The following is an 18,032-nucleotide window of genomic DNA, read 5'->3' as shown; positions in this document are numbered from 1 at the left end:
GTCGAGGTCCAGCTCGTCATGACGGACCGGACCCTCTTCCAGGGCGACAGCGAACCTGCCCGGCTCACCGGGTACGGGATCGTGCCCGCCCAATGGGCCAGGACAGCAGTGCTCGAAGGACCGCCAGCTGCTGAAGGCGCGACGAAGACCAACGGGTCTGCAGCGGACCCCGGGAACAGCGGCGACCTCACCACCTGGCTGCGCCGGCTCTACACCGCCCCCGGCACCGGCGAACTCCTCGCGATGGACTCCAAGGCCCGGCTCTTCCCACCAGGACTCCGCCGGTTCCTGCAAATCCGTGACGACACCTGCCGCACCCCCTACTGCGACGCGCCCATCCGGCACCACGACCACATCATCCCCTGGCACAACGACGGCCCAACCACCGCAGCCAACGGCCAAGGCCTCTGCGAAGCCTGCAACCACACCAAAGAAGTGCCAGGCTGGCAGGCACTGCCGGTCCCGGGAGCCAGACACACGGTCCAGCTCCAGACCCCCACAGGCCACACCTACCGTTCCACCGCCCCGCCCCTTCCCGGCACCAAACGGAATGTGCAAGGCGCGCTGGCTTTACGGCGTCATAACGCCCCCGGCAACGGCAAGGAGGCACCCCGGCACCTGGAGGCTGCAAAAAAGCCTGCCGTGCAGGTGCTGGGCCGGGCGGGACCTCCTTAAGTGGAACGCTGCCTCACCGCCGGACTGCCTCACTGCCCTGCGCCTGCCCCGTTGGGCAGGGTTACGGCGGCGCCCCGCACGGTTCAGGGGTTGGGGTTCGGCCCGATCATGGATGGTGGAGGCGGAGGGAACGGGGCGGTGGGGTAGAGCGGCGCCACATTGATCATGTAGTTGGCCCACTGGGGCCCTGCGAGCATCCAACCGTCAAGGCGGGGGTAGTGGGTTCCGTTGATGGTGACGTTCTGCCCGGCACGCTTCTGTCCCTCAAGGGCGTCGCCGAAGAAGGACGCGGTGGCGAGGCCGGTGGTGTAGCCAACAATCCAGGTTGACCCATTATTGTTCGAGGTTCCGGTTTTGGCTGCCACAGGAAACTTGTCATGGGTCTTGGGATTGATCCAGACGCCTGAGCCCTTGACGAGCACATCCTGCAGCACGTTGTTGACACCGCGCGCCACGTCCGGCTTCACGGCGTCCCGGCACTCAACCGGCTGGGCAGGGAGATTGCCGCCGGCTGCATCCTTGACCTCTTGGAGTGCGATTGGTGTGCAGTAGCGGCCGTCATTGGCGAAAGTGGCGAAAGCGTTGGCCATGTGGAGGGGGGCCACCCCGATAGCACCCAAAAGGTTGCCCAGCTGATGCATGTTGATCGGGGAGCCATCAAGCCCGCTGTGCAGGCCTACAGCGTCCACCATCTTCTGGATCCCGCAAAAGTCCAGCTGGGTTGCGGAGGCGAACGTGGCCGTGTTGATGGAGTTGTACAGCCCGTAATTGATGGGCATCTTCCGATAGAAGCCCTCTTCAGCGTTCTGGAGGTCATCCGCGGCGCCCATGGCCGGGTTGGCCTGGGCCGTGCTGTAGGCACCCAGTACCTTTCCGCAGCTGGATCGCCACGGGAAGTCCAGTGGATAAACACGCCGGGACGCGTCCACTTCGGCGGTAAGGTGCTTCCCCTCGTTCAGCCACTGCGCGAACGTGAACGGCTTCATGGTGGATCCGGGTTGGAAACCGCCGGCACCGTTGAGGTTATTGCCCTGCGGGTCCTTCGCGTCCACGTTGAAGTTCAGGTGGGTATCGAATTTGCCCGGTTCCGGCAGGAACACCGTGTTCTGGGCCATCGCCAGGATCTTGCCGGTGCCCGGTTGAACCGTCACCAGGGCGGCCCCCCAGCGGTCCGGGTTGGGCCCGGCCGTGCCGTCCACCTGTGCTTGAGCCGCGGCCTGCAGCCTGCTGTCCAGTGTGGTGACGATCGTGAGACCCCCGCGGTACAGCTTGCGCTGGCGTTCCTCGGGGGTGGGGCCGTAAGCGGGGTTGTTGAGGATGAGCTGCGATATGTAGTCACAGAAGTAGGGAGCCATCGCGGCGTTTGCGCAGCCCTGCCGTTCCGGGCTGATCTTGAGGTCGATTGGCGTGGCCACGGCCTCGTCATGCTGCGCCTGCGTGATCTTGCCGAGGCGGAGCATTTCACCCAGCACCTGATTGCGGCGGGTAATGGAGTTGTCCGGGTTTATCGCCGGGTTGTAGAACGTGGGGCTGTTGACGAGTCCGGCCAGCAGTGCTGCCTGGGGTAGCGTGAGGTCCTTGGAAGTGGTGGCGAAGAAGTAGCGTGCCGCCGCCTCCACACCATAGGCGTCGCTGTTGAAGAAGACGATGTTCAGGTAGCCCTCGAGAATTTGGTCCTTGCTGAACTTCTTCTCAAGGGAGATCGCCAGTTTCATCTCCCGCAGTTTGTCGCCAACGTCTTTCTGTCCGCTGAGGATCACCTCTTCCGGCCGGTCCTGCGAGAGTCGCGCCTCGTTGAGGACATTGGTGACGTACTGCTGGGTGATGGTGGAAGCGCCCTGCTGGTCGCCTTGGGTCAGGTTCGTAATCAGGGCGCGGACAATGCCTTGGGGGTCGACACCGGCATGCTCGTAGAACCTGCTGTCCTCGATGGCGATGACGGCGTCCTTGATGTGGGGAGACATCTGGTCAAGCGGGATCGGGACGCGGTTTTCGGCATAAAAGGTTGCGATGGGCTGGCCATCGGCGGTAAGGACCTTCGTGGATTGCGACGGCGGCTGGACAGTCAGTTCCTCCGGCAGCCTTTCGAAGTAGTCGATGGACGTGGAGACGCCGAATCCTGCTGCAGCAACCGCCGGAACCACCAGGCTCGCTGCCAGAACGCCGCACATCACGCTTGCTGCCAGGAATCCCAGCAACTTTCCCAGGGGGGAACCCGGACGGCGCCTGCGCTTCTTCTTTTTGACCATTTCTCAGCCCTCGAGCTAGAAGGTGCCAAAAGAATACGCCGGTCAGGACGCCGATTCGGGCCCAGGAAGATCAGGATTTGATTACAAACTCCCGATTGACCGGCGATACTTAACGACATATCGTTAGGTATCGCTGAGGAGCTCAGTGAAACAGCAACACGAAAGGAAGATGCCACGATGAAGGGCATACCTGAAGATGCATTTCCCGGCCCGGATTTCAGCAGTGGGCGGTTTGAACGGAGGAGGGGCCGCAGGGGGCCGCATGGACACCGAGGTGGTGGATTTGGCCCTGGGTTTGGTCCGGCCTTTGGACCCGGTTTTGGCCCTGGCTTCGGCCCCGGATTAGGCCGCGGCCCCCGCAGGGCAAACCGGGGTGACGTCCGCGCCGCGATCCTCTCGCTCCTGGGTGAAGCCCCGTCAAATGGTTACGGATTGATCAAGACGATTGCCGCCAAAACGGACGGTGCCTGGCGGCCAAGCCCTGGTTCCATTTACCCGACCCTGCAGCAACTGGTTGACGAAGGCCTGATCTCGGCGCTGAGTGAAGGGCGCGGGACGGAGTTTGCGCTTACTGATGCGGGTCGGGCCTATGTGGCCGAGCACGGGGAAGAGATGGAGAATGCGTGGAATTCGGCGCCGGACAGCTCAGACCGTGAGTTCCACCAGAGCCTCGGAAAACTGATGGGCGCCGTCCATCAGTTCCGCAGCGGCGTTACGGAAGAGCAGCGGGCCGCCGCCATCGAAAAGCTGGATGAGACGCGCCGTGCCCTGTACAAGATTCTGGCTGACTAAAGCTTCCGACTAAAGCTTTCGCCCCAGCGGAAGCTTGCCGGCCAGGCAAATACTGCGCGCCTGGCAGCCGGGTCAGGCGAAGGAATCTTCCCTGCTCTGCCGGGCAGTGGTTCCTGTGCTGGCCGGGCAAGGCTTGGGAGCGTGGGGCAGCGGGTTGAAGTCAGCCCCCATCTCCCCGAACGCGTAGGCACTCTCGGCATGTTCGGACAAATCCACACCGGCATTTTCCGCCTCCCCGCTGACGCGGAAGCCGATGGTCCTGTTGATGCCCTGGCCAATCACCAGGGTCCCGACGCCGGACAGCAGCACGGTGATGACCACGGCGGCGGACTGGGCGACCAGCTGCTGAACGCCGCCGCCGTAAAGGAGGCCGCCGCCCTGCCCGTCCACCGGGAGGGCGATGAAACCCAGCGCAAGGGTTCCGATGAGTCCGGCCCCCAGGTGGACGCCCACCACGTCGAGGGAATCGTCGAGACCGAAGCGGTATTTGAGGTCAACGAAGACGGCGCAGGCGGCTCCTGCTGCCAGGCCCAGGCCGATTGCGGCCACAGGGCTGATGTTGCACAGGACGGAGTGATAGCGACGAGACCTGCCACCACACCTGATGCGGCCCCCAGAGACGTCGGGTGCCCATGGCGGACCTTCTCGGTGACCAGCCAGCTGAGCATGGCAGCCGCCGGCGTAACCAGCGTGTTCACCCAGATCAGGCCGGCCTGCTCGGCGGTGGTGGCCGCGCCCCCGTTGAAGCCGAACCAGCCGAACCACAAAATCGCTGCGCCCAGCATGATGAAGGGGACGTTGTGCGGCCGGTGGTTGGGGTCCTTCGCGAAGCCGTGCCGCTGGCCCACGATCAAAGCCAGGACCAGTGCAGCGGTGCCCGAACTGATTTCCACCACCGCACCACCGGCGAAGTCTATGACTTGGCCGAAAATCGCAGTGACCGCTCCATCCGCGCTCATCAGGCCGCCGCCCCAGACCCTGTAGGCGAGCGGGCAGTACACCACTGTGATCCACAGCGGGACGAACAGGGCCCACGCACCGAACTTGGCGCGGTCCGCAATGGCTCCGCTGATCAGCGCCACCGTGATGATGGCAAAGGTGGCGCTGTAACCTGCTTTGATCAGGTCCGGCGAGCCCATCAGGTTCTGGAAGCCGAAGCTGGCGAAGGGGTTGCCGAAGATGCCAAGCACGCCCTCGCCGGTGGTCATGGAGTAGCCCCACAGGACCCACACCACGCCCACGATCCCTGCGGAGATGAAGCTCATCATGATCATGTTCAGGGCGGCTTTGGCGCGGGTCATGCCGCCGTAGAAGAGCCCCAGTCCGGGAGTCATCAGCAGTACCATCGCGGCTGAAACCATCAGCCAGACATGTTGGGCAGTGATTTCCACCGGCGGGCCCTTTCGAATTGCACCTCAAGCGGGGCGCTCTTTGCCGGCCCTCGCGTTTCCCCGGGATCCATCTTTCGTGCTCCGTGTTTCGGGAAACGCGCCGGAAAGTTGCGCGCGCGTTACAAAACAAGCGGGTGTGTGAAGTGGACGTGTCCGGCATGTTTCGGCCGTGTAAAGGGATCTCACACGGAGGTGATTGGCACCGGGCCGTAAGTGGGCAAAGGCACCGTCATACAGCGGCGGACCCGAACGGGGACGGTGAGGAGCCGCCGTCGTCCGCTTGTAAGCAGTGATTACGGCAGCGTAACTGGAGTCTCACCGCTTTGGGGCTGGGAAGTTCTTTCCAAAACGACGACGGCGCGCCGTTTCGCCTCAGTTGCCATAGTCCGGGACGCCCAGCGGGGCATCGCCCAGGAAGTCAGAACTGCCGGGCGTTGGTCAGCACCGGCAGCTTGGCCCGCACCTCGTCCACCACCGAGGGATCGATGTCCACGACGGCGAGCTCCGGCTTCCCGCCCAGCGCGGCCAGCGGGGTGCCAAGGGGCGTGATGACGGCGCTGTGGCCGACGCCGGTGGGGGCGGTGCCGGCCGGACCTGCACCAATGGTTTCCGGATCACCCTGCCCGCAGGCCACCACGAAAGTGGTGCTGTCCAGTGCCCGTGCGCGGACCAGGAGGTCCCACTGCTCCGCCTTGCCTTCGCCGGCTCCCCAGGAAGCGCAGACTATGTTTACCTGCGCACCCGCCCGCGCGTTGGCGGCGAAGAGTGCGGGAAAGCGGACGTCGTAGCAGGTGGCCAGGCCAAAAACTGTGCCGTCAACTTCGAAAGTGACAGGATTCTCGCCCGCCTCAACGGTCTTGGATTCGGTGAAGCCAAAAGCATCGAAAAGGTGGACCTTGTCATAGGAGCTGTCCACCCCGGGGCCGGTAACCAGGAGCGTATTGCGGACCCGGCCGTCCGTCCCCGGAGTGAACATTCCAGCGACGATCACAACTCCCAGCTCCCGGGACAGGGCTCGGACTTTTTCTGCCCACGGACCGTCCAGCGGTTCTGCGATGTCCTTGAGGGAATGGCCGAAGGCCCGCATGGCAGCCTCGGGAAACACCACCAGCTCCGCGCCGGCGGCCTTGGCCCGCGTGGCGTAGTCGCGGATCAGCTCCAGGTTTGCTGCCGGGTCGGCACTGCTAATGATTTGTGCGACTGCCAGACGCATGGACGGCTCCAATCTTCCGTGTGAAGCGGCGCAGCTACCAGGCGCAGGCCGATCATGATCAGGCGCCAGTGTACTGCCCGGCAGTGCAAGCTAGTGGAGGCAGGGCCAGAAGAAGACAGCTACTGCTTGTAGCCCTCGACCTCACTGACGGGCCGGGCTTCGGCGTCGTTGGGGTTCTCCCCGGAATCCGCCTTGGCCCGGCGCTGGCGCAGCAGGTCCCAACACTGGTCCAGGTTCTCTTCCACCTGCTTGAGCCGCGCGTGGTCCGGCGCCTGCCCATCCCCGGATCCGTCACGGAGGGTATGCTCCTCCTCAACGAGGGCCTGGATGCGCGCCAAAATATCCTGGTCGTTCATGATCTCCCCTTACTCGCGGACAGGTCTCCCCAGCCTACGCCTGTACCATCAGAATCATGCCCACTGCGCTTGATATGGCAGGTCCAATCCTGGAAATGCTGACCTGGTTGTGCCTGCCCGCCGGGCTTGGACTCCTGTTCTACACAGGGTACCTGCGGCGCTATGTGCACCCCTGGGCTGTGGCCGAGGGCGTGGTGTATTCCGACACTACGGGAGTGGGATTCCGGTGGTTTGACCGTAAATACCAGGTGCATCATGCACCCATGTCGCCCCATGACATTAAGGATTTTGCGGTGGGCGACACGCTCCCCATCTACTACCATCCCAAGCGTCCCACCCAGTGGCAGACTGCCGAACCGGAAGAGGAAGGCCGGACGGCGTCTATTTTGGGCCGCTGGCTCACGGGCATCGGGGCGGCGGCCCTGCTGGCCGGTTTTGTCCTGCCGATGTTTTGAGCGGGCTGACAGTCCCGGCGGAAGCTGCCCGTCAGCCGGCGAGGACAATCCCGACGCCGAGCCCTCCCAGCACCACCCCCGCGAAGGCCGTCCACAGGACAGCGGTGATGTCGGCGTCGACATTCTCTTTACGGATACCGCGCGACCTGGCTCTGTAGCGCCGGCGTTGGGTGAAGTAGATGGCCGCTGCCGCGCCGGCCGACACTGCGAAAAGCAGCAGGATGGGAAGGCCGTGCTGCGGTAGCCAGCGCAGGAAGATCGCGCTGACGGTCACCAGTGCCAGCATGGTCCTGCCCCAGGCAAGCGTTGTCCGTTCGGGTTGCAAGCCAGGGTCCCCGTGCATCGCGGCCGGACCGCGGGAAGGTGCCACCAATCAGCGCCAGAGGATAAAAACCAGCACGACGGCGGCTGCCAGCGCGCCTGCCGCCGCCAGCAGCGGCACAATGAGCGGCAGTGGAAGCGGTGCTTTCTTGCGCATGCTCCGTTCCACCCGGAGCCACCGCACAGCGGAGCCTGCACTCAGCAGCATGCCCAGCAGGAGCAGAACCACCGCCAGTCCCTTGCGGACGGCCTCCAGGAAGAGGTCAGCGGTGAAGGCTTCGATGGCGATGCCTCCGGCCAGCAGCGCGAGGGAGGTGCGGATCCAGGCAAGGAACGTGCGCTCATTGGCCAACGTGAACCGCGGGTCCGGCTCTTCTCCGCCCGGCAGCAGGCGCTCGGCGATTTTCCCGCGCGACGGCGGGACCGCGCCGCCCGGTATCTCGCTGTTGGTCACGGTGCCAGTCTAGGCGGTTCGCCCGGGCAGGGCGCTTCCGCCCAGGGGCGCGCTCATCCTCCGCTTCGAGGGGCGAACATGATCACGGCCACCCCCAGCAGGCAGATCAGCGAACCTGCGACATCCCAGCGGTCGGGCCGGAAGCCGTCGAACGCCATGCCCCATGCCAGGGAACCGGCCACGAACACCCCGCCGTACGCGGCCAGAATCCGCCCGAAGTGTGCATCGGGCTGGAGGGTGGCCACGAAACCGTACGCGCCCAGGGCGACCACACCCAGGCCAGCCCACCACCAGTCCTTGCCTTCGCGCACGGATTGCCACACCAGCCAAGCGCCGCCTATCTCGGCAGCCGCGGCCAGCGCAAAAAGCACGATCGTCTTGGAGATGCCCACTGCCTCATCAGGAATACCCACGCCAGTCATCATGCCAGCCGGAACTACTCCGGCTGGCCTGGCCGGGAATGCCGGCAGCCGCAAGCGGGTTGGGGCAAGTATGGAGCGCATCGGATTTCTCTCATTCGGCCATTGGGGTCCCGGCCACGGCTCGCAAACCAGGACCGCCGGTGATGCCCTGCTCCAGGCCATTGACCTTTCAGTGGCCGTGGAGGAGCTTGGGCTCGACGGCGCATTTTTCCGCGTCCATCACTTCGCCCGGCAGCAGGCCTCGCCGTTCCCTCTTCTCTCCGCCATAGCCGCCCGAACCAGCAGGATTGAGATCGGAACCGGCGTTATTGACATGCGTTACGAAAACCCGCTGTACCTCGCAGAGGAGGCTGCAGCCACGGACCTGATCAGCAGCGGCCGCCTCCAGTTGGGCATCAGCCGGGGATCACCCGAGCCTGCACGCCACGGCGCTGCAGCATTTGGGTATGTGCCCGGGCCGGGGGAGACCGACGCTGATATGGCCCGCCGCCACACAGCCCTCTTCCGGAAGGCGATCACCGGTGCTGGAGTGGCGGAAGCGGATCCCCGGTACGCCGGCGGAGCCACTGGGCTTTTGCCGGTCCAGCCACAGTCTCCGGGCCTCGCCGAGCGGATCTGGTGGGGTGCCGGGACCCGCAAGACCGCCGTCTGGGCAGCGGAGCTGGGCATGAACCTCATGAGTTCAACCCTGCTCACCGAGGATACGGGCGTACCCTTCCACGAATTGCAGGCCGAGCAGATCCAGTTGTTCCGGGACACCTGGCAGGCCGCTGGCCACGCGCATACACCGCGGGTTTCGGTTAGCCGCAGCGTGCTCCCGATCACGGACGCGGAGGACAGCCGCTACTTTGCCGGCAGCGCGCTGCGCGACAGCCGGGACCAGGTGGGCGTGATCGACGGGCTGACTGCCAGGTTCGGGAAGAGCTACGTGGGACCCCCGGACGTGCTGGCCGAAGAGCTCGCTGCCGACTCGGCCGTCCAGTCCGCGGACACCCTGCTGCTTACCGTTCCCAACCAGTTGGGCGTGGACTTCAATGCCAAGCTGCTGGGCAACGTGGCGCGGCACATCGCGCCCGTACTGGGATGGGCGCCGCATCTGACCAGCGGTAACACTCCGGGGTAGGGCGTAAATATTCTCCCCCCATGCGGATTTCCACGATATAATAAGCAGGCTTACTGAAGTGCCGGGAACCATCCGCAGTTTCCAGCCGTTACTCTTTAAGTGCGGCTTGGGGGCTTAGCGCCACCACTTAGCGTGACTGCGGAACGGTCATATGACGGAGAGAGAGAAATATGGCTCGCGCCGCTCTAGGCTGTATCGCATGATCCGGCTACGCCAGCTGGCCCAGGCGGCCTCTGTACTAACCACGCCCTTGGCGCCGGAGGACATCCTTGCGCTGTTCAACCCGGTCTACTCCGCGCGGCAACTTCGCGGCGTGGTCACCCGCGTGGTTCAGGAGACGGCCCAGTCGGCCACCATCTTCTTCCGGCCCGGACGGGGCTGGCACTCCCACTTGGCAGGCCAGTGGGCGCGCATCGGCGTAGAGCTTAACGGCGTCCGCCACTGGCGCTCCTACTCGCTCAGCGCCCCCGCCGGCAAGGACCCCGCCATCACCGTCACTGACGTGGGCGCCGTCTCCGGCACCTTGGTCCGCAGCACCAAGCCCGGCGACGTCCTGTTCCTGGCCCCGCCCCAGGGCGACTTCGTTCTCCCCGAGCATCCGCGGCCACTCCTGATGGTCACCGCCGGCAGTGGCATCACACCGGTGATGTCCATGATCCGCACGCTTGTCCCGCGGCGTCCGGATGCCGACGTCGTACTGGTGCACTCAGCCAGGACCCCCGGTGACAGCCTCTTCCGCGAGGAACTTGCCGAGCTTGCCGACCAGTTCCCCAACTTCCGCCTCGCCCACTGGTACACGGGGGAGCAGGGCCGGATGGACCTGACCAGCACCGACCAGCTGGACGAGATCTGCCCGGACTGGAAGGAACGCGCCGCCTACGCCTGCGGCCCGGACAGCTTCCTGGACGATGCCGAGGCCCTGTGGAAGCGCGCCGCCCTCACAGCAGCGGCCCCTGGCTCAGAGGTGGCCGTGGCCGGTACTGCCGGCAACCTCATGATCGAACGCTTCAACACCACCTTCGAAGGCGGCGTCGGGCACGACGGCGGCCTGGTCACCTTCGAGGCGTCGGACCGCGAAGTGGAAGCCGACGGGGATACCCCAATCCTTGATGTCGGAGAGGACGCCGGGGTGCTTATGCCCAGCGGATGCCGGATGGGCATCTGCCACAGCTGCCTCACACCGCTCCTGTCAGGACAGGTCCGCGACCTCCGAACCGGGGAAGTCCATGGCGAACCCGGCCAACTGATCCAAACGTGTGTCTCGGCAGCCGCCGGACCCGTCAACCTCGAAATCTGAGGAGCACCACGGTATGTCTGTAATCTCACCCAGCAAGGCCACTCCCGCATCCACCAAAGGCAGCGCTGCCGGAGGGGCCCGGTCACGCCCCGGAAAGCTCGCAGAGTCCGGAAGCCCCACCGTCAGGCCGCCCGCGGCGGCACACCTCACCGACGAGCAGGTGGCGGAGCTTGGCCGTGAACTGGATGCAATCCGTGACGAGATCCTGGCCAAGCGCGGCGCGGAAGATGCTGCCTACATCCGGCGGATGATCAAAATCCAGCGCGGGCTGGAGCTCTCGGGCCGGGCTGCGCTGCTGGTGGGCAAGAACAAGGCTGCCTGGGTCACCGGCACCACCTTGCTGAGCCTTGCCAAGATCCTGGAAAACATGGAGCTCGGCCACAACATCCTGCACGGCCAATGGGACTGGATGCGGGACCCGGACATCCACTCCACCACATGGGAATGGGACTTCGTCACCCCGTCCCGCTCCTGGCAGCACACCCACAACGATCTCCACCACCGCTGGACCAACGTGGTGGGCAAGGACAACGACGTCGGATACAACCTCCTGCGCATGGACGAGGAACAGCCGTGGAAGCCGATTAACCTGGCAAACCCGCTCTTCAACGCGATCCTGGCGCCGGTGTTCGAGTGGGGCATTGCCGTCTACGACCTCGAGCTGACCGAGTACAAGGAAGGCAAAAAGTCCAAGGAGGCACTGCTCAAGGACCTGAAGGCGCTGGGCAAGAAAGTGGTCACCCAGTTCACCAAGGACTACGCCGCCACCCCGGCGGTGGCCATGCTCACCGGCTCGGCCAAGCATGCACTGCTGGGCACACTTGCCGCCAACGCCATCCGCAACGTCTGGGCCCACTCGGTCATCTTCTGCGGACACTTCCCTGAGGGTACGGATACCTTCACCGAGGAGATGGTGGACGGAGAGACCCGCGGCGACTGGTACGTACGCCAGATGATTGGCTCCGCCAACATCTCCGGTTCCAAGTTCATGCATATCATGACCGGCAACCTGTCGCACCAGATCGAGCACCACCTCTTCCCGGACCTGCCGTCCAACCGGTACTCCGAAGTGGCGCCCAGGGTCCGTGAGATTTGCCAGCGCTACGGCTTGAAGTACACCACCGGGCCACTTCCGAAGCAGGTTGGCTCGGCATGGGCGAAAGTCTTCAAACTGGCCCTGCCGGGCAAGACTGCCAAGGCCTGACTCACCACACCAGGACAACAAAAGCACCTCCGGTGCCGGAAAGCCTTCCGGAACCGGAGGTGCTTTTTCTGTCCGCCGCCGTCCCGCCACCTGGGACGCTCTCTCACTTAACGCGCGTTTTTCGCGGACGCTCTATCACCTCCCGCGGCTCTTTGGCGATCCCTCTCGCACTTGCCGTGGCCGCCGTCGCATAATTGAACCCACAGCCGAGCGGCCAACGGAGGACACATGCGGATTCTCGGAGCACTTGTTGTCATCTGGTTGATCATCGGCGGCGTGGCTGCCTGGCAGCGGGGCTACTTTGGGGCAGCGCCAGGTAATTGTGCACAGGCGGGAACGGTTGCTATCACCATCATCGCCGGCCCCCTGAATTACATGGGTGCCAATCCGCAGATTACCTGCGAGCTGCCGCAGCCATCCCAGTAGCTTCACAGCGGCAGTGGCCCATGCCCTGCACTGATGAGGCCAAGCCACTTTTGCGTCCCGCCCTCGAGACTGAGCAGGGTGGACGGAACGCGGGACGGCCCTAGAGTAGGTACTGCGCGGGCATGGCACATGTCTGCCCGCTCCGATGCTCCAGCCTCGAAAGGAATCTGTCCGCCATGGCTTTCATTACCGTTGGAACTGAAAACAGCACTGACATTGAGCTCTACTACGAGGACCACGGCTCGGGCCAGCCCGTTGTGCTGATCCACGGCTACCCTTTGGACGGCTCCTCCTGGGAGAAGCAGACTGCCGCGCTCCTTGATGCCGGTTACCGGGTCATCACCTACGACCGCCGCGGCTTTGGGAAGTCGAGCAAGACCACCGAGGGCTACGATTACGACACCTTCGCCGCGGACCTCAACACTGTGCTGACCACGCTGGACCTCCAAGACGCCGTGCTGGTGGGCTTTTCCATGGGCACCGGTGAGGTGGGCCGCTACCTTGGCACCTATGGCTCCGCACGGGTGGCACGGGCAGCCTTCCTCGGTTCCCTTGAACCGTTCCTGCTTAAGACGGATGACAATCCCGATGGCGTCCCGCAAGAAGTCTTTGATGGACTGGTGAAAGCTGTTACGGCGGACCGGTACGCCTTTTTCACGGAGTTCTTCAAGAACTTCTACAACTCGGGCACTTTCTTAGGCACGCCCCGCCTCAGCCAGGAGGCCGTGAACGCCAGCTGGAACCTCGCCGCCGGGGCCGGGGCCACGGCGTCCGTTGCCGCCCAACCCACCTGGCTTACGGACTTCCGCCAGGACATCCCCAAGATTGACGTCCCCGCCCTGATTCTTCACGGCACTGCGGACAACATCCTGCCCATCGAATCAACCGGCCGGCTGTTCGCCAAGGCGCTCCCGAGCGCTGAGTACGTGGAGGTCGAGGGCGCCCCGCACGGCCTGTTGTGGACCCACGCGGAAGAGGTCAACGAAGCACTGCTGCGCTTCCTCGGGAGGTAAGGCACAAACGCGAGGGACTTCCGACGACGGCGGGTGACCGCCGTCGTCGGAAATCGAAACCTGTGACTTGCTACCCGTCGTAGTGCGTGCGTGCCGGGCCCTGCCCCAGGGAGTTGACCACCGCCGCCGCAACGTCATGCAGCTTGGAGTTCCGGGTGCTGGAGGCGGTCTTCAGGATGTCGAAAGCGTCCTGCTGGCTGCACCGGTTCTGGGCCATGATAATGCCCACGGCCATGTCGATCACCGTCCGGGATTCAAGGGTTGCCCGGAGATTGGCGGCGGTCTCGCTATAGTGCGCAAAGCGGACGGCGAGCCGCAGGGCCATGGACGTCTGGCTGACAAAATCCTCGGCGAATTCCAGCATGCGGGGCCCAAAACGCTCGGGGCGCCGGGAGTACAGCAGCAGCGCCGCCTTCGTTTCGCCCTCCAACCGGAAAGGCAACGCAAGGACAGAGCGGACGCCCTGGGCCAGCACGGCATAGGAATAGTCGGGCCAGCGGCCGTCACGCTGAGCATCCGGTATGTGGATGGTCTCCTGTACGGTGGAGGCCGTCATGCCCGGCGTCTCACTGAAGCCGCACTCAACCTGCGCAATGGCCTTTGCCTCTGCGCTGCTGCTGGCCACCGTTGCGGCCTTGCGCTGGCGCAGCAGCGTGATGGCGCACATCATTTCGTCGCCGGGCTCGGAAAGGTTTCGCGCGGCCACCTGTGCGAGCTCGTTGAGGAAGTCCTCAACGTCAGAGCTGTTGAGAACCAGTTCATGCAGGTGCTCGGCGACGGATGTATCAGGTTTTGCTGTTGACTCGCTGGCCACGGTTTCTTAGTGCCATTCGCTCAGGTCAAAACGACCCGCACCTACAGCCGGCCCAAAATGCCGGGAGCCTGTGCAGGTCGCTGGATCGACGAACTTTCCAACGGCCCGCTGCTAAACCTATCTAGAAGTATATACATCCCCGGGAGCAGGCAAGCGTACACCGGGTTACGGGTCCTCTGGCGCCAGCCAGCGGCACCGGGCAGAATGAAGCAGGTGCCGCTGCCCCGGCGGCGGACCCACCACAGCGGCCAACTCGCCGGCGGACGGGCAGGAAGTTGGACAGGATATGACCAGGCTCCTCATCATCGGTCCGCCGGGCTCCGGCAAAGGAACGCAGGCCGAACATATTGCCCGGCACTTTGGCATCCCGGTGGTGTCCACCGGGGAGATCTTCCGGACCAACGTCAGTGAGGAAACCGAACTGGGCATCCAGGCTGCCGCCTACCTCGACGGCGGCACTTTCGTTCCCGACCACCTCACCAATGCGCTGGTAAGGGACCGCCTCCTGAAGAAAGACCTGCAGGCAGGGTTCCTGCTGGACGGCTATCCGCGGACGGCGCCCCAGGTGATGGAGTTGGACGACATGCTCGCAACCCAGGGGCTGGCCCTGGACGCCGTCATCGAACTGCACGCCCCCGATGACGAGCTGGAGCAGCGGATGCGACGCCGCGCTGCGGACCAGGGCCGCACGGACGACACGGTGGACGTGTTCCGGCACCGGCTTGATCTCTACCACCGCGAGACGCATGAAGTAGTCTCGGTCTACGCGGGCAGGGGATTACTCGTGTCCGTGAACGGCAGCGGAGACCCCGGCGACATCACCGGGCAGGCGATCGCCGCCGTCGAGAAGTTCCTTGCAACCCCGCGATCCGGCGCCTGAACGGGCCTGAACCACCGACACGAAGGAAAACTCATGAGAATTGCGGTCACCGGAGGAAGCGGAAAACTGGGGCGGCACGTTGTCCGGAGGCTGATCGGGGACGGCCACCAGGTCCTCAACCTTGACCGGGCCGGCGCGCGGAGCCCCGGGCTGGTGGTGGTGGACCTGCGTAACTACGGCCAGGTGCTGGACGCCATGCTGGGCGTCGACGACCGGCACGAGGGTTTCGACGCCGTGGTGCACCTGGGTGCCATTCCCGCCCCCGGCATCATCCCTGATGCCGCAACGTTCGAGAACAACATGCTGTCCACCTACAACGTGTTCCAGGCTGCACGCCGGGCCGGCATCAGGAAGCTGGTGTATGCCTCCAGCGAGACCGTACTGGGGCTGCCGTTCGACGTGGATCCGCCGTACATCCCGGTGGACGAGGAATACCCTGCCCGGCCCGAAAGCACTTACTCCCTGGTGAAGCACCTGGAGGAGCAGATGGCGGTGGAACTGACGCGCTGGGACCCGGAACTGAGCATTGTGGCGCTACGGTTCTCCAACGTCATGGACGTTGCCGACTACGAGAACTTCCCGTCCTTCGACTCCGATGCCACCCTGCGGAAATGGAACCTCTGGGGATACATCGACGGCCGGGACGGCGCGCAGGCCGTGGTCCGGGCGCTCGAGAACGGAAAACCGGGTTTTGAGGCGTTCATCATCGCCAACGCGGACACCGTCATGAGCCGGTCCAGCGCTGAGTTGGCAGCGGAAGTGTTTCCGGCGGTCAAGGTCACCAAGGAACTGGGAGAACACGAGACCATGCTGTCGATTGACAAGGCGCGGAGGTTGCTGGGCTTCGAGCCGGAACACACCTGGCGGAACCATTGGCAGGACCCGGCCGCCGTGTCCTAGGGCCGGGGAAACCCGGCTTAGAGCCAGGACATCCGGCCGGGCACAGTAATCAGCAAGGGTTGCCGCAGGATCCTGCAAAGACCCCCTCGCAGCCCGATTCCGGCTTTTATCCTCTTTGGTGAGGCGGGTGTATTTCCCGCTCCCGCAGCCCGCAACGCCAAACGAGGACCCCAAAATTCGTACTTCATCCTTTGTGCTGCCTGCCGCCGCAGTGCTGGCCTCCGCCGTCGTCCTGTCCGCATCCCTTCCCGCTGTGGCCGCTCCGCCGGCTGACGCCGGTACCGCCGGCCGCTACATTATCCAGTACGCAGCCGGGGCCAACGTGGCCGAGGAGGCGGAGGGGCTGCGGGCCCAGGGACTCGCCGTCGGGCGGACCTTCAGCCATGCCCTCAAAGGAGCGGTGGTGACCGCCAACCATGCCCAGGCTGCCGCCCTGGCCAGGTCCGGCCGGGTGGTGTCCGTGGAGGCGGACGCTCCCGTCACCGTTTCCGAAACCCAGCAGCCGGCACCCTGGGGATTGGACCGGGTGGACCAAAGGCCGCTGCCGCTCTCCGGCTCATACTCCTGGACCTCCTCCGGAGCGGGCGTGACTGCCTACGTGGTGGACAGCGGGGTCCTTGCCGCGCACACCGAATTCGCCGGCCGGATCACGGCAGGGTGGACCGCCGTGGCCGACGGGAGGGGATCCGGTGACTGCAACGGCCACGGCACGCATGTTGCCGGGACGGTGGCCGGAACCACCTACGGCGTGGCCAAGGGTGCCACCGTGGTCCCCGTCCGCGTGCTTGACTGCAACGGATCCGGCTACAACTCCGACGTTGTGGCAGGCCTTGACTGGGTGGCAGCGAACCACCCGGCCGGGGTTCCGGCAGTGGTGAACCTGAGCCTGGGCGGCGCCGCGAGCTCTGCCGTGGACTCCGCTGTCCAGGCCGTCATGAACGACGGCGTCACTGCAGTGGTTGCCGCCGGCAACTCAGCGGTGGACGCGTGCGGAAGTTCCCCTGCCCGCGTTGCCGCGGCGGTGACGGTGGCGGCCAGCGACTCTGCCGACAGGCAGGCGTCCTTCTCCAACTTCGGTTCCTGCGTTGACATGTATGCTCCCGGAGTCGGCATCAGCTCCGCCTACCACACGTCCTCCAGTGCAACAGCGTCTATGTCAGGAACCTCCATGGCAGCCCCCCACGTGGCCGGGGCCGCCGCCGTGCTGCTGGCGCAGAACCCGGCACTCACTCCCGCCCAGGTGGCCGGCGCGCTCGTGTCCAACGCAACCACGGGGGTGGTTGCGGGAGCCGCGAGCGGCACTCCGAACCGCCTGCTGTACGCCGGCGCTGTGCCTGCCCCTGCGCCCGCCCCGGCTCCTGCACCCACGGTCACTGCTGTTACGCCCGGCGCCAATGCCACGGCTGTGGCTGCCGCTGCCAGCGTCACCGCAACCTTCAGCACCGCCGTCCAGGGGGTAACCGGAGCGACGTTCGTGCTCAAGAATGCCGCGGGTGCCACGGTTCCCGCGGCCGTCTCCTACAACGCCAACACCCGGACGGCCACCCTTGATCCGTCGGCCGCACTCGCCGCAGACTCGCGGTTCACCGCCACGCTGGTGGGTGGCACCTCCGGCATCCGGGACAGCGCCGGCACCCCGTTGGCCCCCGTCAGCTGGACCTTCCTCACTGGCCCCGCTCCTGTCATCACCGGGTACACCCCTGGCAGCAACGCCCTGCTGGTGCGCCGCGGCAACAACGTCAACGTCACGTTCAACGAGGCGGTCCAGGGCGTCAACGGAACCACGTTCACGCTGCACAATGCCGCCACCGGAACACTGGTACCGGCCTCCGTGTTCCGCAACGGCACCACCAACCAGTGGATCCTCGATCCCCAGCAGTCACTGGCCGCTAAGACGAAGTACACCGTGACGGTCACGGGCGGCGGGACATCAGTCCGCGACCTCGCCGGTAACCAGTTGGCAAGCCGGACCTGGCAGTTCACCACCGGTTCCTTCTAGGCGGGATAGTCTTCACCCTAAGCGAATCAACACGGCGCAGGGACGGGC

At 64.9% G+C, this 18,032-nt stretch carries 18 protein-coding genes and 1 pseudogene; 11 read left to right on the top strand and 8 right to left on the bottom strand.

What is annotated here, in order from left to right; genetic code table 11:
- Positions 1-675: HNH endonuclease (locus FDW84_RS18365; RefSeq protein WP_138610923.1), on the top strand; the 675-nt coding region annotated here is incomplete at its 5' end.
- Positions 676-758: 83 nt separating this feature from the next.
- Here FDW84_RS18365 and FDW84_RS18360 read toward each other — a convergent pair.
- Positions 759-2,924: a transglycosylase domain-containing protein gene (locus FDW84_RS18360; protein ID WP_138610922.1), complete on the bottom strand. Its 2,166-nt coding sequence runs from the start codon at positions 2,922-2,924 to the stop codon at positions 759-761.
- Between the two features lie 177 nt (positions 2,925-3,101).
- On the opposite strand from FDW84_RS18360, the gene FDW84_RS18355 reads away from it, so the two are divergent.
- On the top strand, positions 3,102-3,716 hold the full coding sequence (locus tag FDW84_RS18355) for a PadR family transcriptional regulator (RefSeq protein WP_138610921.1): 615 nt from the start codon (positions 3,102-3,104) through the stop codon (positions 3,714-3,716).
- A 72-nt stretch (positions 3,717-3,788) separates the two neighbouring features.
- On the opposite strand, the pseudogene FDW84_RS18350 reads toward FDW84_RS18355, so the two are convergent.
- The 3 genes and pseudogenes from FDW84_RS18350 to FDW84_RS18340 all read right to left on the bottom strand — a co-directional run bounded on the left by FDW84_RS18350 (position 3,789) and on the right by FDW84_RS18340 (position 6,676).
- Positions 3,789-5,107 (bottom strand): annotated as a pseudogene (locus tag FDW84_RS18350) (ammonium transporter).
- 418 nt (positions 5,108-5,525) lie between these two features.
- Positions 5,526-6,320: a carbon-nitrogen hydrolase family protein gene (locus tag FDW84_RS18345; RefSeq protein WP_138610920.1), complete on the bottom strand. Its 795-nt coding sequence runs from the start codon at positions 6,318-6,320 to the stop codon at positions 5,526-5,528.
- Between the two features lie 119 nt (positions 6,321-6,439).
- The gene (locus tag FDW84_RS18340; RefSeq protein ID WP_138610919.1) at positions 6,440-6,676 is read right to left on the bottom strand and encodes a DUF2630 family protein; all 237 of its coding nucleotides are present in this window, start codon (positions 6,674-6,676) and stop codon (positions 6,440-6,442) included.
- A gap of 56 nt (positions 6,677-6,732) precedes the next feature.
- Between FDW84_RS18340 and FDW84_RS18335 the strand changes: the two genes are divergently transcribed.
- Positions 6,733-7,131: a hypothetical protein gene (locus FDW84_RS18335; protein WP_138610918.1), complete on the top strand. Its 399-nt coding sequence runs from the start codon at positions 6,733-6,735 to the stop codon at positions 7,129-7,131.
- A 31-nt stretch (positions 7,132-7,162) separates the two neighbouring features.
- Here the strand turns inward: FDW84_RS18335 and FDW84_RS18330 are convergent, their stop codons facing one another.
- The 3 genes from FDW84_RS18330 to FDW84_RS18320 are packed head-to-tail and all read right to left on the bottom strand — an operon-like array spanning position 7,163 to position 8,298.
- The gene (locus tag FDW84_RS18330) at positions 7,163-7,474 is read right to left on the bottom strand and encodes a DUF202 domain-containing protein (RefSeq protein ID WP_138610927.1); all 312 of its coding nucleotides are present in this window, start codon (positions 7,472-7,474) and stop codon (positions 7,163-7,165) included.
- Positions 7,475-7,504: 30 nt separating this feature from the next.
- Positions 7,505-7,906 carry a YidH family protein gene (locus tag FDW84_RS18325; protein ID WP_138610917.1) on the bottom strand — a complete coding sequence of 134 codons (402 nt, stop codon included), beginning with the start codon at positions 7,904-7,906 and terminating at the stop codon, positions 7,505-7,507.
- A 53-nt stretch (positions 7,907-7,959) separates the two neighbouring features.
- Positions 7,960-8,298 (bottom strand): YnfA family protein, encoded by a 339-nt coding sequence (locus FDW84_RS18320; RefSeq protein ID WP_305775695.1) that lies wholly within the window; start codon positions 8,296-8,298, stop codon positions 7,960-7,962.
- 100 nt (positions 8,299-8,398) lie between these two features.
- Here FDW84_RS18320 and FDW84_RS18315 point away from each other — a divergent pair, with 100 nt between their 5' ends.
- The 5 genes from FDW84_RS18315 to FDW84_RS18295 all read left to right on the top strand — a co-directional run bounded on the left by FDW84_RS18315 (position 8,399) and on the right by FDW84_RS18295 (position 13,391).
- Positions 8,399-9,451, top strand: a complete 1,053-nt coding sequence (locus FDW84_RS18315) for an LLM class flavin-dependent oxidoreductase (RefSeq protein ID WP_138610916.1) — start codon at positions 8,399-8,401, stop codon at positions 9,449-9,451.
- Positions 9,452-9,650: 199 nt separating this feature from the next.
- Positions 9,651-10,748 (top strand): ferredoxin reductase, encoded by a 1,098-nt coding sequence (locus FDW84_RS18310; protein WP_138610915.1) that lies wholly within the window; start codon positions 9,651-9,653, stop codon positions 10,746-10,748.
- 13 nt (positions 10,749-10,761) lie between these two features.
- Positions 10,762-11,952, top strand: a complete 1,191-nt coding sequence (locus FDW84_RS18305; protein WP_138610914.1) for a fatty acid desaturase family protein — start codon at positions 10,762-10,764, stop codon at positions 11,950-11,952.
- Between the two features lie 228 nt (positions 11,953-12,180).
- Entirely contained in the window at positions 12,181-12,378 is a 198-nt protein-coding gene (locus FDW84_RS18300; RefSeq protein ID WP_138610913.1) for a hypothetical protein, read from the top strand.
- A gap of 176 nt (positions 12,379-12,554) precedes the next feature.
- Positions 12,555-13,391, top strand: a complete 837-nt coding sequence (locus tag FDW84_RS18295; RefSeq protein ID WP_138610912.1) for an alpha/beta fold hydrolase — start codon at positions 12,555-12,557, stop codon at positions 13,389-13,391.
- 70 nt (positions 13,392-13,461) lie between these two features.
- On the opposite strand, the gene FDW84_RS18290 is transcribed toward FDW84_RS18295, so the two are convergent.
- Positions 13,462-14,205, bottom strand: coding sequence for a GAF and ANTAR domain-containing protein (locus tag FDW84_RS18290; RefSeq protein WP_138610911.1), 744 nt, complete (start codon positions 14,203-14,205; stop codon positions 13,462-13,464).
- A 286-nt stretch (positions 14,206-14,491) separates the two neighbouring features.
- Here FDW84_RS18290 and FDW84_RS18285 point away from each other — a divergent pair, with 286 nt between their 5' ends.
- From FDW84_RS18285 to FDW84_RS18275, 3 genes are all read left to right on the top strand, one after another.
- On the top strand, positions 14,492-15,085 hold the full coding sequence (locus FDW84_RS18285) for an adenylate kinase (protein ID WP_138610910.1): 594 nt from the start codon (positions 14,492-14,494) through the stop codon (positions 15,083-15,085).
- A 33-nt stretch (positions 15,086-15,118) separates the two neighbouring features.
- Complete coding sequence (locus FDW84_RS18280) at positions 15,119-15,985, top strand: NAD-dependent epimerase/dehydratase family protein (RefSeq protein WP_138610909.1); 867 nt, start codon at positions 15,119-15,121, stop codon at positions 15,983-15,985.
- 127 nt (positions 15,986-16,112) lie between these two features.
- The gene (locus FDW84_RS18275; protein WP_240721588.1) at positions 16,113-17,984 is read left to right on the top strand and encodes a S8 family serine peptidase; all 1,872 of its coding nucleotides are present in this window, start codon (positions 16,113-16,115) and stop codon (positions 17,982-17,984) included.
- Positions 17,985-18,032 lie beyond the last annotated feature (48 nt).

It is taken from the genome of Pseudarthrobacter sp. NamE5 (genome assembly GCF_005796225.1).
Taxonomy (GTDB): Bacteria; Actinomycetota; Actinomycetes; order Actinomycetales; family Micrococcaceae; genus Arthrobacter.
The sequence above is the reverse complement of the archived record's forward strand: the minus strand, read 5'-3'. Positions and strand labels throughout refer to the sequence as shown.